Genomic DNA, 14,484 nt, shown 5'->3' with positions numbered 1-14,484 from the left:
TGTATGATTCACCTATGCGTATTGGACGAATTGCCACCCCAGAAGGAATGACCTTTTGCGTCATTGACGACGAAGGAACCACCGCCAAGCAGATTGCCGGGCACCCATTTGAGGCCCCAACTTACACCGGTAAAGAGTGGCCCCTCTCAGAGGTGCGCCTGCTCGCCCCAATGTTGCCAGGCAAGATCGTGGCACTCGGCCGTAACTACGCCGACCACGTAGCCGAGGTGTTCAAAAAGAGTGCAGAGTCCCTGCCTCCCACCATCTTCATCAAGCCTTCCACCGCGGTCGTCGGCCCTGGTAACGCCATCAAGATCCCTGACTTTGCCACCAAGGTCGAGTTCGAGGGCGAAGTGGCTATGGTGATTAACCGCCCATGCAAGAACGTCAAGGCAGAAGACTGGCAGGACTACGTGCTCGGCTTCACCATCCTCAACGATGTCTCCTCCCGCGACCTGCAGTTCGCCGACGGCCAGTGGGCACGCGCCAAGGGCATCGACACCTTCGCACCGATGGGCCCCTGGATCGAAACCGACCTGTCCAAGTTCGAGTTCGACAACATCTCCATCAAGGCGCACCTGACGCAAAACGACGAGACCACCACGCCACAGGACTCCAACTCCAACCAGATGATCAAAACCTTTGGCGAAATCCTGGAGATGATCACCGCCTCCATGACGCTGCTGCCAGGCGATGTTGTCACCACCGGTTCTCCGGCTGGCACCAAGGAAATGTTCCCTGGTGACTTCATCGAGATCGAAGTACCGGGTATCGGCAAGCTGGGGAACCCAGTCGAGCGGGCATAGGTTTTATTTGAGAAGGCCTTTTGTGTTTCGCCTTCTCACATGTGCGGCTAGGGGGCGGGGGTTAGGGGGGCGTTTTTGCGCCACAGGAGCCGCAACCGTCTCATTTGCCTTAGCTGTCACGGTATTGGGTTGGGGTGATGGCTGCTCAATCTTCGCCCCGACATTACTCTCCCGAAGTTCGGGCTGGTGGGGGGATTTTCAGGGCAACCTCGGGGGCGTAATGTCGGGGTCAACGCTCCTGCAATCGATTCCAGCACCCAGGCAATTGCGCGCCTGAAAAAAATTGCAAGCAACATGGAGACCGAAAAGGGAAACAAGCTGTAACAAAAGTCTTCGCAGGCTCACAACCTTAATGACAGCGAAAGTACGAGTCCTTAAGAAAGAAGGTCGTCATGTTTGCAATGTCCAGCAAGAAGGTAGCAGGAGTAGGCGCTGCTCTGGTGGCAGCGTGTGCATTGTCCGCGTGTGGGCAGAAGCCAGCCGAAGCAGACAGCACTATGCAAGAGGAGAAAGTTGCCCCAGCCGTGGAGCTTGCGGTGCATGGTGTCATTGCACCTCTCGCTGAGCTCTCGGTCATCTCTCCGTGCCTGGAAGGGGATACGGGAGCTAAGTTCACCAGCTCTTTTGGTGTGTCCGGCGACATGCATCCGGCAGCTGATTCGCCGAACCTGCTCGGCACCTTGGAACTGCCAGCAGATGTTCAACCGTCCGATCCAAATGATCCACACTATGTGACGGTGACGTGTGACTCGTCGGGAGCGGAAAGCACAGTCCGAATCGACGAAATGAATGCACACGGAGCCGGTAGCGAAGCTCTCCTGGAAGAGTTCAAGTAAGACAGTTAGGGTTACGTGAATTCAGAAGAGTTATCAGACGCTGCGCGTTTCACCAGGATTTACCGCGAGACGTATCCGAAGGTGCTGACGTATATGCGTCGCCGTACCGACGAAGGTGCTGCCCCCGATCTCACTGCTGAAGTGTTTACCAGGGCGTGGCGAAAGCGCAGCGACCTGTGGCGAGCTAAAACCCCCTTGGCCTGGCTGTACGGAATCTCCCGCAATGTGGTGCTGGAGTTCTATCGCAGCCGAGGCCACGACCAAGAAGCCATGCAGGCGTTGGAACATAATGTTGTGCAGCACGCAGACAAAAACGACGCGGTAGATCAGGCCCTTGACATTGCCGCGGCACTGAAAACCATGCACGAAAAGGATCGCGAGATCCTGTTACTAAGTGCGTGGGAAGACTTAGAGGGCGCTGACCTTGGCGCAGTGCTGGGGGTATCAGCAGGTGCGGCACGTGTTCGGCTGCACCGGGCTCGCGCCCGACTCACTAAGACATTAAACGAGGCATTGACAGAGCAACACCATAAACAACGAAAAGAGCAGTAGGTCCCAATCATGACTTCCAACGATGATTTGGCGCAGCACCGAGCCCTGAAACTGCTGCGTCAACACAATCCAGTCCCAGACGAAGAACTCACCAGCGAGCAACAGCAGGTCCAAGAACAGACCCTTAAGAAAATCCTCGGCGACGAGGCTTCAGAGAATGTGGCGTCGCGAAGAGTAAAGAGGCTGTGGCCGGTGCTTGTCGCAGCCTCGGCGCTCGTCCTGGCTAGCGTCGTGGCCGTTCCAATGCTGAGCCCGCAGCCCGCCGATGCGCAGGAAGTACTCCTCCAGGCCAGCGAAGCCGCAGCGAGCGCCCCAGATTTGGCCGAGGTAGGAATCACCGGGCAACAATTCCAGCGCCGCGTGGACGCAGACAACAGCGGTGAGGTGACTACCTCGATGAAAATCGATGCATCGAACGTGCTGCGGGTCGAGGTAGCAACGAGTCCGGGACCTATCAGCAACGAGCTGAGCACTTTTGCACAGCAGTTGCAGTCGCACAATGGCGAACCGCTCACTATGGTGGCGGAAGCGAACATCGCTGCGGGTGATAACGGGAAACTGGCGCAGATTGTTGCCGAGCACTACGGCGACGACACCGCGCGAGGCATCCTGGAATTCCTCATGCTGCCTGGCGTCAATGCCGAGGCCACGCAAGCCTTCTACCGGATGCTCGCTGAATTGCCCGGCAACAAGGTGGCGAAGAAGCCGGCCACGGAAGCGCTGTCCAACGATGAAGTGGTCACCATTGAGCGCAAGGGAGATGGCCTGGAGATGTCTTTGCTCCCAGCCTCCGGGCGGCTCATTGAAGTGAAGAACCTCATCGCCCCTGGGGTAACCACCACTGTCCAGGCAGCAGGGTTGCTGGGTTGCGTGAACATTGTTGAGCAGGGAGCGCCAGAGAGCGTCAGCCTCGCCTGCGCCGACGGCAATTACCTGCTCACCGACCTCACTTGGGACAACTGGAACGCCCCAGAAGCCCAGGGACGAGGCAACGCATGGGTCAATGATTGCGACCCGAGCTGCGCCGAGGCTGAGCAGAAACAGTACCCAGTTACTGTCACCGTCAGAGAGAAGCGAAACTGCGGCTACAACCTGGATGTGTACAACAAGCTCAACGTCACGTACGGGGAGCAAAAGCCAAAGTATTCCGAGCAGCAGGAAAGCTTCGATATAGGCTGCGCCCAATAGCGCCGGGCTTATCGACGTTCCATCCCCAAGGCTCGTGACCTGACACACCAGCTATTGTTAGGTCATGAGTCAACACTTTGAAGAGCTTTACGCATCCAAAGAACAGGTCTGGTCCGGCAATCCCAACGAAAACCTGGTAGCCACGGTCACCGGCTGGGAACCCGGCACTGCCCTGGATATCGGCTGCGGCGAAGGCGCCGACCTCGCATGGCTGCACGAACAGGGCTGGCAGGTGACCGGAATTGATCCCTCCCCGACCGCGGTCCAGCGCGCGGGGAAGGCATGCCCCGAGGCCTCCTTGCATGTGGGAACTTTTGAGGAGATAGACCTCGGAACCTTCGACCTCGTGGTTGCCTGCTATGTGCCGCTGGCCAAGGATGCGGGCGAGAAGCTCAAGGCCTCCTTGAACCCGGGCGGGACGTTGGTCCTGCTCCATCACGAGTTCCCGGAGCACCAAGCGCCGGAGGACTACCTCATGCCGCACAATGCGCGCGAGCTACTTGGCGAAGACTGGGAGATCAGCGTGGAGAAGAAAGCACGCCACGTGAGTGAAGGCCACGGTAAGCATCACAAGGATGATCTCGTCCTAAAGGCCCAGTGCGCGCAGGATGGTGCGTAGCTTCGCATCCGTTTCCGCAAGCTCAGCGGCAGGATCTGACGAGGAGACGATCCCGCCACCAGCCCACGCCCGGGCAGTGAGCCCGTCGGGAGCCACTTCCGCGCAGCGAATAGCCACCATGTATTCGCCGTCGCCGGATCGGTCGCACCAGCCGACAGCCCCGGCATAGAAACCGCGCGGGGTTTCCACCGCCTCAATGAGCGCCTCGGCGGCATCGACCGGGGTGCCGCAGATTGCGGGGGTGGGGTGAACCAAAAGGGCCAGTTCCAGCGCGTTCATCTCTTTAGAAACCGTGCCGACGATCGGCGTAGCCAAATGCCACATCTCGTCGGTTTTGGTTAACTCTGGAACGGATGGCGCAGAAAGGGAAGAACACACTGGCTCCAGCGCCCGAAGCAGATGCTCGACCACAAAGCGGTGTTCCGCGAGGTCTTTGGCGCTGGCCTGCAGGTCAGCGCCGGCTAGGTTATCGCGGACCGGGTCGTCGTTACGCGGCGCAGAACCGGCGAGCGGGTAGGCCGTGACGGTGGAGCCCTGCAGCTTAATCAGCACCTCCGGGGAGCTGCCGACCAGGAAGCCGCGGCCGACGGGGCCCAGATCGGCGATGAACCCGTCGCAGTGACTGGAGTTGTCGATGAGTCGAGCCGCCACCAGGCGGGGATCTACCGGGGAATCAAAGTCGATGTCCACGGCGCGCGCGAGCACCACCTTCTCCAGCGGGGTGTGCGACAGGGTCCCCACCGCCGCCGCGACGCGCTCCTCATGCTCCCCAGGGGAAGGGTCAAAGCCCGCCACCTGCGCGGACAGCTCAGAACCAGGGCCCACCCGGTAGTAAGCGTGTGGCTCCAGGGGGCCATCCTCACGGATGATCTTTTCTGGCACCGTCAGCGCCGCCGGGGCACCGCGCAAAAAGGGGAGCGCGCCCACCACCATGTCATGCTCACCGGCCTTGAGCGCGGCGACAGCCTCCCACGGGCCCGTGTAGCTTTGCACCGATCCTTGGGTGCGTACAGATCCATGTGCGCGGGAAAGCAGGAAGTCGGGTGCAGTGGTCGGACGCATAGGCTCTATACTATCCAGCATGACTACACGCGTTCGTTTCTGCCCATCCCCAACTGGTACCCCGCACGTCGGCATGGTGCGCACCGCCCTGTTCAACTGGGCATACGCCCGCCACACCGGCGGCAAGCTCATCTTCCGTATTGAGGACACCGACGCCGCACGCGATAGCGAGGAAAGCTACCAGGCCATCATTGACTCGCTCACCTGGCTGGGCATGGATTGGGACGAAGGCGTCGTCAAGGGCGGCCCGCACGAACCATACCGCCAGTCGCAGCGCATGGACATCTACGCCGACGTGTTGCGCAAGCTTATCGACGCCGGTGAGGTTTATCCCGCGTACTCAACGGCAGCCGAGGTGGAGGAACGCCACAAGGCAGCTGGTCAGGATCCGAAACTGGGATACGACAACTATGACCGCGACCTGACCGAAGAACAGATCGAAGCGTTCAAGGCCGAGGGCCGCGAGCCAGTCTGGCGCCTGCGCATGCCTGACAAGGACTGGACCTGGACCGACCTCGTCCGTGGCGAGATCACCTTCAAGGGCTCCACCCAGCCGGACTATGTGGTGGCCCGCTCCAACGGTGCACCGCTGTATACACTGGTCAACCCTGTCGACGATGCCCTCATGGGTATTACCCACGTCCTGCGCGGTGAGGACCTGCTGCCGTCGACCCCGCGCCAGCTTGCCCTTTACGAGGCGCTGCAGCGGATCGGTGTGGCGTCCTTTACTCCGGAGTTCGGCCACCTGCCATTCGTGATGGGGGAGGGCAACAAGAAGCTGTCCAAGCGTGACCCACAGTCCAACCTGTTCAACCACCGCGACGCCGGCATCATCCCAGAAGGCATGCTGAACTACCTGGCACTGCTGGGTTGGTCCCTCGCCGGCGATGAAGACATCTTCACGGTACAGCAGCTGGTGGACAACTTCGACATCAAGGAAGTGCTCTCCAACCCAGCCCGCTTCGACGAAAAGAAGCTGCTCGCCATCAACGCCGACCACATCCGCCTGCTGTCTCCTGAGGATTTTGCTTCACGATTCCGTGCCTACCTGGAGGAGTACACCTCCTTCCCAGCTTCCTATGACGCGGAGAAATTCGCCTTCCTGGCATCGCTGACCCAGACCCGCATCAAGACCCTCTCCGAGGGCTGGGACCTGGTCAAATTCCTGTTCACTGCGGACGCCGACTTGGAGCTGGACGAGAAGTCTGCCCGCAAGAACCTGAAAGAGGACGCGGTGCAGCCACTCCAGGTGGCCATTTCCGTGCTTACGGAGCTGGAGACCTTTGATACGGCTTCGATCGAAGCTGCCCTGTCCAAGGCACTCATCGAGGACCTGGAACTCAAGCCACGCAAGGCCTACGGCGCGCTCCGCGTCGCCATCTCCGGCGCAGCCGTATCCCCACCGCTGTTCGAATCCATGGAACTGCTGGGCAAGGAATCCACCCTGTTCCGCCTCCGTAAGTGCCTGGAACAGACCCCTTACAACGCAGAATAACCACAACAACAAAGCGTGTGACCTGCGGATTTGTACAGGTCGCACGCTTGTGGTTATAGTATTCCTCGTTGCACAGCACAGCAAGTGCTGGAAAACATTGGCCTATGGTGTAATTGGCAACACAAGGGTTTCTGGTACCCTCATTCTAGGTTCGAGTCCTGGTAGGCCAGCTGGTGTTATCACCTAAGCCCCGTTCGTCTAGCGGCCTAGGACGCCGGCCTCTCACGCCGGTAACACGGGTTCAAATCCCGTACGGGGTACAACTGCGCGGATACACAAACCGTGCTCATAATTAAACGAGCCAGCTGGTGATGTTTCACTGGCTGGCTCGTTTTCTTCGTAGCTATGTGCGACTCGCTCATAGAAGTCGGGTTAAGGGACAAAAAGGGGTTAAGGGACAAAAAGTGTGTCCGGTCGGCGTGTCGTCGGCTGGACACTTTTGCGTTTAGCCGAGGGTGCCTTTTTGTATACCGATGTTGTGTTGGTACTCGGTTGGGATAGCGTTGTCGCAAGAGAGCTGGTCGGCCTGTTTCTTGGTTTGCTTGGCTTTCGTTTGGTTGGGTCAAGGCGGTGACTTTGGCGAGTGCGTCTTGACCGAAGCGTTGCTGCCTGGCGATGTCTAGTGGATCGTCAGGCAGTTGCGTTTTTTAAGTGAAGCCACCATTCGATCATTCTTCGTTGTCTCTCCCCGCCCCTGCCTCGGTGCAGGCGCGCGAGGAGTTTTAGTTGTGCGTTGATGCCGCCTTCCAGGCTGTTGGTCGTGGCTTTCCACCGGTGTGGATGTAGTGCGCTTTTCGGCGGTTGTAGAAAGGTGAACAGCCATTTCTTGCGGTGCAGGTGCATCAGGGAGTTGTAGGCCTTGCGCACACGGATGTGGGTGTATTCCCACGCGTCGCCGTTTGGGTTTCTCTCCTTGGGCAGGATGGTCTTTTCATTGAGGAAGTCGTGGTAGAGCTGCCCGTATTCATGCAAGCGTGCGGTCCAGTCGGCGGCTTGCTCTACGGTCGTGATCGTGGTCAGTGTCAGGGCAAGGGCGTAGATTGCTTTGCCGGCGTCGGTGCGGGGACGGCTAGTGGTGTACCTACGGATCACGCGTTGAGCATGAACGAGGCAGCGTTGGATTTTCGTTTTTGGCCAGCAGGTTTTAATGGCACTGTAGGCGCCTTGGCCACCGTCAAGGACTACGCACAGCGGTGGGGCGAGTTGCTTGAGTAGAGCGGTGTAGGCAGCGGTGGTTTCTCTTTTGTCCCAGTGCCAGCACAACACATGGTCAAGGGTGGATGCGATGAGTAGGCAGCCTGCTTGTGTGTAGGTGGCGTCGATGAACACCTGGTCATAGACGCGGTGGGGATCAGGGGCACAGGGGATATCGATGAGCCAGAACGTGTGGAAGCGCCGCTGAAGTGTCCGGCGATCGCATCCCTGATCGGCGCCTATTTCTGTCAAGGATCGCTGCCCGATAGCGTAGCTATGGAAGGCCCTAAAGTTTGCTGCCTGTGTGAGGTCCGGTCTGGATTTGGTGGTGGAGGCGCCGCAGGTTGTGCATCGCCATCTTGTGGTGCCTGTGCTGGTGGTGCCGTTTTTCTTGCATTGTCCCTGGCAGATGGGGCATCGGGGTCGGTTCTTATTCACCTGAGATAGGTAACCGCACCTGCTAGCACAGGTGCGGTATCAATCGCGGTATTGAACGAGGATTGTGTGTTTATAAGACCTCAAGCAATATAAAACAACTGTTTACACGCCCTGAGCAGGTGTTACCACGGAAAGTAGACACACTTTTTGTCCCTTAACCTTATATTGCGTCGCATAAGGGGTACAACTAATTCCCGCTTCACTTTCGTGAAGTGGGAATTTTTGCATCCGCGGCTAGAACATGAACACCGTGGCGTTATTGCCACCCAAGCAGGTAATGAGCTTGTTTGGCGCCGTCGAACAGTGCATGGTGTAACGCTGGTTCGTCACTGGGCTCATCACATCGACAGGTGATTGTAGGTGGTCGCGCACATTCTGCTCGGTGGCATTTAAGCCATCCGTTTGGGCATGCGACACAGCCTTGGCGAACTCGCAGCTGGTATTCTCGCCCGCTGCCACCATCTTGAGTCCAAAACCGTCACCGTAGATGCAAACCGTGGACTTTTGATTATTGATAGTGATGGTTGCGCCGACACCCGGATGCTTCCGAAGCTGATCCATGATCTCCTCAGTGGAGGAAGCCGGAGGAGGGGTGGAGGCCATTGCCAGCTGTGTCTCCTGGGACACCTCAGTAACGGTGGTAACCACGGTTTCTGATGATGTTGGGGCACTAGCAGAGGGGGGCGGTGGCTCATTTTGGCCACATGCAGACAACGCCGCTGCCAGGAGAAGAATCGTTAGCCGTTTCATACCATCAACTTTACGCCAGTAGTAACGGCAGGGAACGGACACCAATTTTTCTGCTAATCCCCGGTTGTGGGTTGCAGGGGTAACGGGCCAAAGAAGAGACTATGGCCTTACAAAAACTGAGGCGCTTAACATTTCGCCCCTGAAAAAGGTGGTGCCTTTCCCCCTGACCTCGTGGTTTACCATGGTGCTCACGGGATAAGAAACGTGGTCTTACACAGCTCGTGGGTGTTTGCGTCATTTGCAGCGGGGTAGGGCGAGGTGTGTATTTAGTGGCCTAATTCATTAGAGGTGGGGTGCCTAGATTAAGGTAACAGTTGGATAGCAAGGAGCTGTGTTTTTCACGGATGCAGCCTATTGGAAGGAGTGAGAAGGTGTCTTCGGACGTGCGCACGGAGTCACTTGCGGGGCTGACCACCGATAGCCCTGAACAAGCGGCCCGAGAATGGCCTCGACAACGAGCCGGCCTGATCGGCGGCGTCGTTTTGGCATTGCTGGTATATTTTATTTTCCCCAGCAACGCGGCCGAAATTGTGTTGAATTCTGATCCGGAAGCTACTGCGGATCTACAGGCTATGCGCATCACAGCCGCTGCGGCGGTTTTGATGGGGGCGTGGTGGATGACGGAAGCTATTCCGCTCGCCGCAACGGCTCTGGTACCTCTGGTGATTTTCCCAGTGTTGCAGGTGGAGGAGTTCGGTAAGGTTTCTGGACCATACGCCTCGCCGACCATCTTCCTGTTCATGTCTGGATTCATCCTTGCCCTGGGCATGCAGAAATGGAATCTGCACCGTCGGCTCGCACTGGTGGTGGTGCTGGCGGTTGGAACGAAACCGAAGCAGCTGATCGCCGGCTTCATGATCGCAACAGGCTTTTTGTCCATGTGGGTGTCTAACACCGCAACCGCCGTGGTGATGCTGCCGATTGGTATGTCCGTGTTGGCGCTCACCGCGGACATCGTCGGCGGTTTCAAGGAACAAAAGAACTTCGCTACCGCACTGATGCTGGGCATTGCGTACTCCGCGTCGATCGGTTCCCTGGGCACGATCATCGGTACTCCTCCAAATGCGCTGCTGGTCGCTTACATGGCAGAAAACCATGACATTCACATTGGCTTCGGCAAATGGATGCTGGTCGGTGTGCCACTGGCAGTGGTCTTCATGGCGATCGCATGGCTCGCACTGGTGACGGTATTCAAGCCGGAGATGAATGACATTCCGGGCGGCCGCGAAGTTATCCAGCGTGAACTGGATGGCATGGGCGGCATTACCGCGCAGGAGAAAATGGTGGGGGGTGTGTTCCTTCTTGCAGCGTTGTCCTGGATTTTCGTTCCATTCATCCTGAAGCTGACCGGCTCGAACCTGCTGCTGTCTGACTCCGCGATCGGTATGACCGCAGCTATCATGCTGTTCCTTATCCCTGCGAACGCGAAAACCGGTGAACGCTTGATGGACTGGACCACGGCTAACACCTTGCCGTGGGACGTGCTGCTGCTGTTCGGTGGTGGCCTGGCGCTGTCGAAGATGTTCTCCAGCTCGGGTCTTTCCCTGTGGATCGGTGAGCTGGCTTCTGGCCTGGCCGTGCTGCCAACGGTTCTGATCATCGCTTGCGTTGCGGCGCTGGTGCTTATCTTGACGGAGTTCACGTCGAACACTGCTACCGCAGCGGCCTTCCTCCCAATCATGGGTGGTGTAGCTGTGGGTATCGGCCTGACCGAAAATGGTGGCGACGTCAACGTGCTGCTGCTCACCATCCCGGTAGCGCTCGCTGCTACCTGTGCATTCATGCTTCCAGTGGCAACTCCACCGAACGCGATTGCCTTCGGTTCCGGCTACGTCAAGATCGGCGACATGGTCAAGGGCGGTATCTGGTTGAACATCATCGCGGTGTTCCTGACCACCATTGTGGTTTACGCACTCGCTGTACCTGTGTTTGGACTAGTGGTGTAAGGGTATACTAGCCTCAGTGCGACACCGCGTCGCACCGTTGAACAAAGGAAACGAATGTTTGAGGCGCTGTATGGCACGCGTAGACGTGCACTGTTAACCGTGATCGGATGGATAGTACTGATCGGAGCGTTGACGATTACAGCGCCCACATTGGATGATGTCCTAACCCCAGGTAACAATGACGCAGGCCCTAGTGCACCGTCCACTAAGGCTGAACAGGTCATAGAAGAAAACTTCCCGGACTCGGATGCGGTTCCCGCGATCCTTACGGTCCGGGGCGGGGATGAAAACGTGGCCAAGGCCCTGGCCACCATCGATTCGGTGCGGGATGAGGCTTCCCGCTTCGGGCCGTCGATTAGCGCTGCATGTCAGCGCCCGGGACCCAACTGCGTCCCAGCCAACCCTCAGGAGGCAATCAGCGCCGACGGCGACACTCACTTGGTGATCGTGCCTGTGACGGGCGACCCAACTACTACTGAGTATCGTGACGATATTAAAACGCTCCGCGCGCAGCTAAGTGAAGCGTTCGACGGGGCAGATCTCACCAGCGATGAGTCACCAGTGCACGTCACTGGACCAGTGGGAATCGTCACCGATACTGTCAATGTGTTTGCTGGCGGCGACAAGGTGCTACTGCTGGCTACGGTGCTGCTGGTTCTTGTGATTCTGCTAGCGGTGTACCGCGCGCCACTCATGGCGCTGCTGCCACTGTTTGCGGTGGGGATGGCAATGCGTTTGGCGCAGACCACCGGAGCGCTAGCAGCTGACGCTGGGCTCATTGAGATTTCAAGCCAAACCGCATCAATCATGACAGTTTTGCTTTTCGGCGTTGGTACGGATTACGCGTTGATTATTACCGCCCGATGGCGGGAGCAGCTGCGCGATACCAGCGATGGGGGAGCTGCGATGGTGCAGGCAATGCGTCGCGTCCTGCCCGTACTACTTTCCAGCGTTGGCACTATCGTGGCGGCCATGTTGGCACTGCTCGCGACTCAATCTCCTGCGCTGCGCGGATTCGGCCCATATCTTGCGCTCGGGGTGATCGCAGCAATGATCGCCTCTCTGACCTTGCTGCCAGCCCTGATGGTGCTCGCGGGGCGTGCGGCGCTATGGCCAACCAAGCCGGAACTTGGTCATGACTCCAAGATTTGGACCAAAGTTGCGGACCTAACCTCCCACAAGCCCAAGGCGGTGCTTGCTGGCTCGGTTGCCCTGATGATTGTCCTGAGCTGCGGTTTGATGAACTACGCGGTTTCCTACAACCTCATGTCCGGATTTCGCGTAGCTACTGATTCTGCTGCCGGTCAAAAGGTCATCGCGCAAGACTTCGGTAAAGGTGAAATAGCGCCGTCCACCCTCGTCATCACCGGACAGAACGCAGGGGATGCGGCCGCCGCCGTTGCCGAGAAACTCCCACAGCAGCTTGACGACGCCGTGAGCCGCGCATCGTTTAGCCCCCGCCAGGATGTCTCTGAGGATGGCTCGGTAGCTAGGGTAGATATCGTTCTCAAAGAAGACCCCTACGAGGTCGAAGCATTCGATCTGCTGAATCGTGCCACCGATACTGCAAAAGAGATTGCCGGGCCTCAATATGATGTCGAAAGCTCAGGTGAAACAGCAATTGCCCGCGATAGTGCGGACGAGGTCACTGCCGACTTCTTGCTGCTCGTGCCACTCATTTTCGTGATCATCGGACTCATTTTGGCCGTACTCCTACGTTCCTGGCTTGCGCCGTTGTACCTAATTGCGACCCTGGCCCTGTCCTTCGCAGCAACGTTGGGACTTGTTGCATTCATCGCTCTTAACGTTCAAGGCGACACAGGATACGGCAGCTTCGTTCCCGTGTACGTGCTGGTGTTCCTCACCGCTCTCGGCGTGGACTACACCATTTTTGTGATGGCTCGACTGCGGGAAGAACTGCACGACAAAACGATGGTGGAAGCGATGCGAAGGGCCATCATTACAACGGGCGGTGTTGTCTCTTCGGCAGGTCTAATTCTTGCTGCGACTTTCGCTGTCCTCATGACACAACCAATCCGCGAACTGTATCAGTTCGGCATGGCCATGATGCTCGGAATTTTGATCGATACGTTCATCATCCGGCCACTCATGGTGCCGGCGATCGTATCCCTGCTAGGGGATCGTGCCCTGCTGCCTAGCAAACCAGGTGTGGCTGCGCGCTAGTACAGGTACACGACAGCGTTGTTACCGCCAGAGCATGTGATGATGCTGCTCTCATCGAGCGAACATTTCATGGTATACATCTGGTCGGTAACGGGGCTGCGCACCTCTACGGTGGGTTTCAACGCATCCTTAACGTTGTCGTACCTCGAGTTGAGGCCGCTTGCTAGCGCGCCCATCACATTAAGCCCGAAATCGCAGGAAGTATTTGGGCCCACAGACACCATTCTTAGCCCGTAACCGTCGCCCTGAGTGCACAAACTAGAGGCAACTCCATTGACGTGGACCGTATCTCCCGGTACGGCGCCTTTCGATAACTCGGCTTGCAGCTGCTCCTGGGCCGGCGTAAGCCCGGACGGGTTCCGAGCAGCAGCCACAGGGGGAGCTGAAGACGCGGACGTAGCCGGCGCCGAGGGGGCGGACGGTGTCACAGTCACCGAAACTGTTTGCGTAGCGGTAGCTGTCGAGGTGACGGCAGATGGTGAAGGGGCAGGGGACGACGCAGGCTCTGGGTTACTGGCGCAGCCAGCAAGCAAGCCAACTAAAACTAAACCAAGGGGTGCTCTCATGGGCGCCAGGATATCTGGGGATGGCATCGTTAAGCCACGCCTGAAATATTCTAACGGGTGAGTTGCCCGCTGTCTGCGGAATGGAAAAAGAGTGAAAAACTGGTCATAACCACTGGGAAATGCAACTTTTCACAAACCCTTCCCATAGCGTTAAAAGGGGCATATGCTGCTGGTATACAACGTTGTATAGCAAGAGCACCCAACATAGATAGGAGAGTGAATGGTAGAGGCGAAAGACATCCGACGCACTGCCGTCGCACCTTCTGTAAAGCGTGCACAGCCATAATCCAATCCTTCGAGAATGCGTCAGAAATGCGCGAAGGTGGAGCTACCAGAAGGAAAGTGCATGAGCAGATCGTCCGCATCAACGGCTCGTTGAGCGCACACTCGGCACCTTATTCCCTACAGAGATCCAGTGGACGTTGTCCCCGCCACTAAGAGGGGGCAAGCGAAACTTCCACCCAGACGCCGACCTAAGTTGTGGCCCACGTTCAATGACAGGCCAATGCGTTATCGAAAGGAAACCCCGCCCGACAAGGCGGGGCACTTCCATGTTGTGAGCTAGCGAAAAAGGTGTTTAACCTGCAGATTTGTTTTAACAAGGCGTGGGCGTTTACTATTTCCTAGTCCGTTACAGCAACGAACAAGCCCCGTTCGTCTAGCGGCCTAGGACGCCGGCCTCTCACGCCGGTAACACGGGTTCAAATCCCGTACGGGGTACTCACTTTAAGAAAAGCAGTCAGCTGGGTTTTACGCTGGCTGCTTTTTGCTTGGGCTTTCTTTTTGGTGGTTTTAAGGGGTTAATCCTCTTTTGTTGTGTGAAACCCGGGAAGCGTTTCCGGGTTAAG

General features: G+C 57.7%; 11 protein-coding genes, 3 tRNA genes and 1 pseudogene. 11 read left to right on the top strand and 4 right to left on the bottom strand.

Annotation, left to right across the window (positions count from 1 at the left end; all coding sequences use genetic code 11):
- Window positions 1-14 precede the first annotated feature (14 nt).
- From ACZ6ZO_RS07335 to ACZ6ZO_RS07315, 5 genes are all read left to right on the top strand, one after another.
- Entirely contained in the window at window positions 15-806 is a 792-nt protein-coding gene (locus ACZ6ZO_RS07335; protein ID WP_465291655.1) for a fumarylacetoacetate hydrolase family protein, read from the top strand.
- Between the two features lie 392 nt (window positions 807-1,198).
- Entirely contained in the window at window positions 1,199-1,642 is a 444-nt protein-coding gene (locus ACZ6ZO_RS07330; protein ID WP_465291653.1) for a hypothetical protein, read from the top strand.
- A 15-nt stretch (window positions 1,643-1,657) separates the two neighbouring features.
- Complete coding sequence (locus ACZ6ZO_RS07325; protein ID WP_465291651.1) at window positions 1,658-2,194, top strand: RNA polymerase sigma factor; 537 nt, start codon at window positions 1,658-1,660, stop codon at window positions 2,192-2,194.
- Window positions 2,195-2,203: 9 nt separating this feature from the next.
- Window positions 2,204-3,382: a hypothetical protein gene (locus ACZ6ZO_RS07320; protein ID WP_465291649.1), complete on the top strand. Its 1,179-nt coding sequence runs from the start codon at window positions 2,204-2,206 to the stop codon at window positions 3,380-3,382.
- A gap of 64 nt (window positions 3,383-3,446) precedes the next feature.
- Window positions 3,447-4,001 carry a class I SAM-dependent methyltransferase gene (locus tag ACZ6ZO_RS07315; protein WP_465291647.1) on the top strand — a complete coding sequence of 185 codons (555 nt, stop codon included), beginning with the start codon at window positions 3,447-3,449 and terminating at the stop codon, window positions 3,999-4,001.
- Here the strand turns inward: ACZ6ZO_RS07315 and ACZ6ZO_RS07310 are convergent.
- Window positions 3,969-5,084 (bottom strand): isochorismate synthase, encoded by a 1,116-nt coding sequence (locus tag ACZ6ZO_RS07310; RefSeq protein WP_465291645.1) that lies wholly within the window; start codon window positions 5,082-5,084, stop codon window positions 3,969-3,971. The two genes, ACZ6ZO_RS07315 and ACZ6ZO_RS07310, sit on opposite strands and share 33 nt — an antisense overlap.
- Between ACZ6ZO_RS07310 and gltX the strand changes: the two genes are divergently transcribed.
- The 3 genes from gltX (at window position 5,083) to ACZ6ZO_RS07295 (ending at window position 6,818) form a co-directional block, all read left to right on the top strand.
- Entirely contained in the window at window positions 5,083-6,558 is a 1,476-nt protein-coding gene (gene gltX, locus ACZ6ZO_RS07305; protein WP_465291643.1) for a glutamate--tRNA ligase, read from the top strand. The two genes, ACZ6ZO_RS07310 and gltX, sit on opposite strands and share 2 nt — an antisense overlap.
- A gap of 98 nt (window positions 6,559-6,656) precedes the next feature.
- Window positions 6,657-6,728, top strand: a tRNA-Gln gene (locus tag ACZ6ZO_RS07300).
- 17 nt (window positions 6,729-6,745) lie between these two features.
- A tRNA-Glu gene (locus tag ACZ6ZO_RS07295) sits at window positions 6,746-6,818 on the top strand.
- 185 nt (window positions 6,819-7,003) lie between these two features.
- Here the strand turns inward: ACZ6ZO_RS07295 and ACZ6ZO_RS07290 are convergent.
- Window positions 7,004-8,190, bottom strand: a pseudogene (locus ACZ6ZO_RS07290) (IS1249 family transposase).
- Between the two features lie 234 nt (window positions 8,191-8,424).
- A complete protein-coding gene (locus ACZ6ZO_RS07285) occupies window positions 8,425-8,940 on the bottom strand; it encodes a hypothetical protein (RefSeq protein WP_465291641.1) in 516 nt (171 codons plus the stop codon).
- A gap of 371 nt (window positions 8,941-9,311) precedes the next feature.
- Here ACZ6ZO_RS07285 and ACZ6ZO_RS07280 point away from each other — a divergent pair, with 371 nt between their 5' ends.
- Window positions 9,312-10,886: an SLC13 family permease gene (locus ACZ6ZO_RS07280; protein WP_465291639.1), complete on the top strand. Its 1,575-nt coding sequence runs from the start codon at window positions 9,312-9,314 to the stop codon at window positions 10,884-10,886.
- 99 nt (window positions 10,887-10,985) lie between these two features.
- Window positions 10,986-13,070 (top strand): MMPL family transporter, encoded by a 2,085-nt coding sequence (locus ACZ6ZO_RS07275; protein WP_465291637.1) that lies wholly within the window; start codon window positions 10,986-10,988, stop codon window positions 13,068-13,070.
- Here ACZ6ZO_RS07275 and ACZ6ZO_RS07270 read toward each other — a convergent pair.
- Complete coding sequence (locus ACZ6ZO_RS07270) at window positions 13,067-13,444, bottom strand: hypothetical protein (protein ID WP_465291635.1); 378 nt, start codon at window positions 13,442-13,444, stop codon at window positions 13,067-13,069. The genes ACZ6ZO_RS07275 and ACZ6ZO_RS07270 overlap by 4 nt on opposite strands.
- Before the next feature lie 839 nt (window positions 13,445-14,283).
- Between ACZ6ZO_RS07270 and ACZ6ZO_RS07265 the strand changes: the two genes are divergently transcribed.
- Window positions 14,284-14,356: transfer RNA gene (locus ACZ6ZO_RS07265), tRNA-Glu, on the top strand.
- The last annotated feature ends 128 nt before the right edge of the window (window positions 14,357-14,484 follow it).

This window comes from Corynebacterium sp. NPDC104732, assembly GCF_055583565.1.
This window is presented reverse-complemented; position numbering and strand designations above follow the sequence as displayed.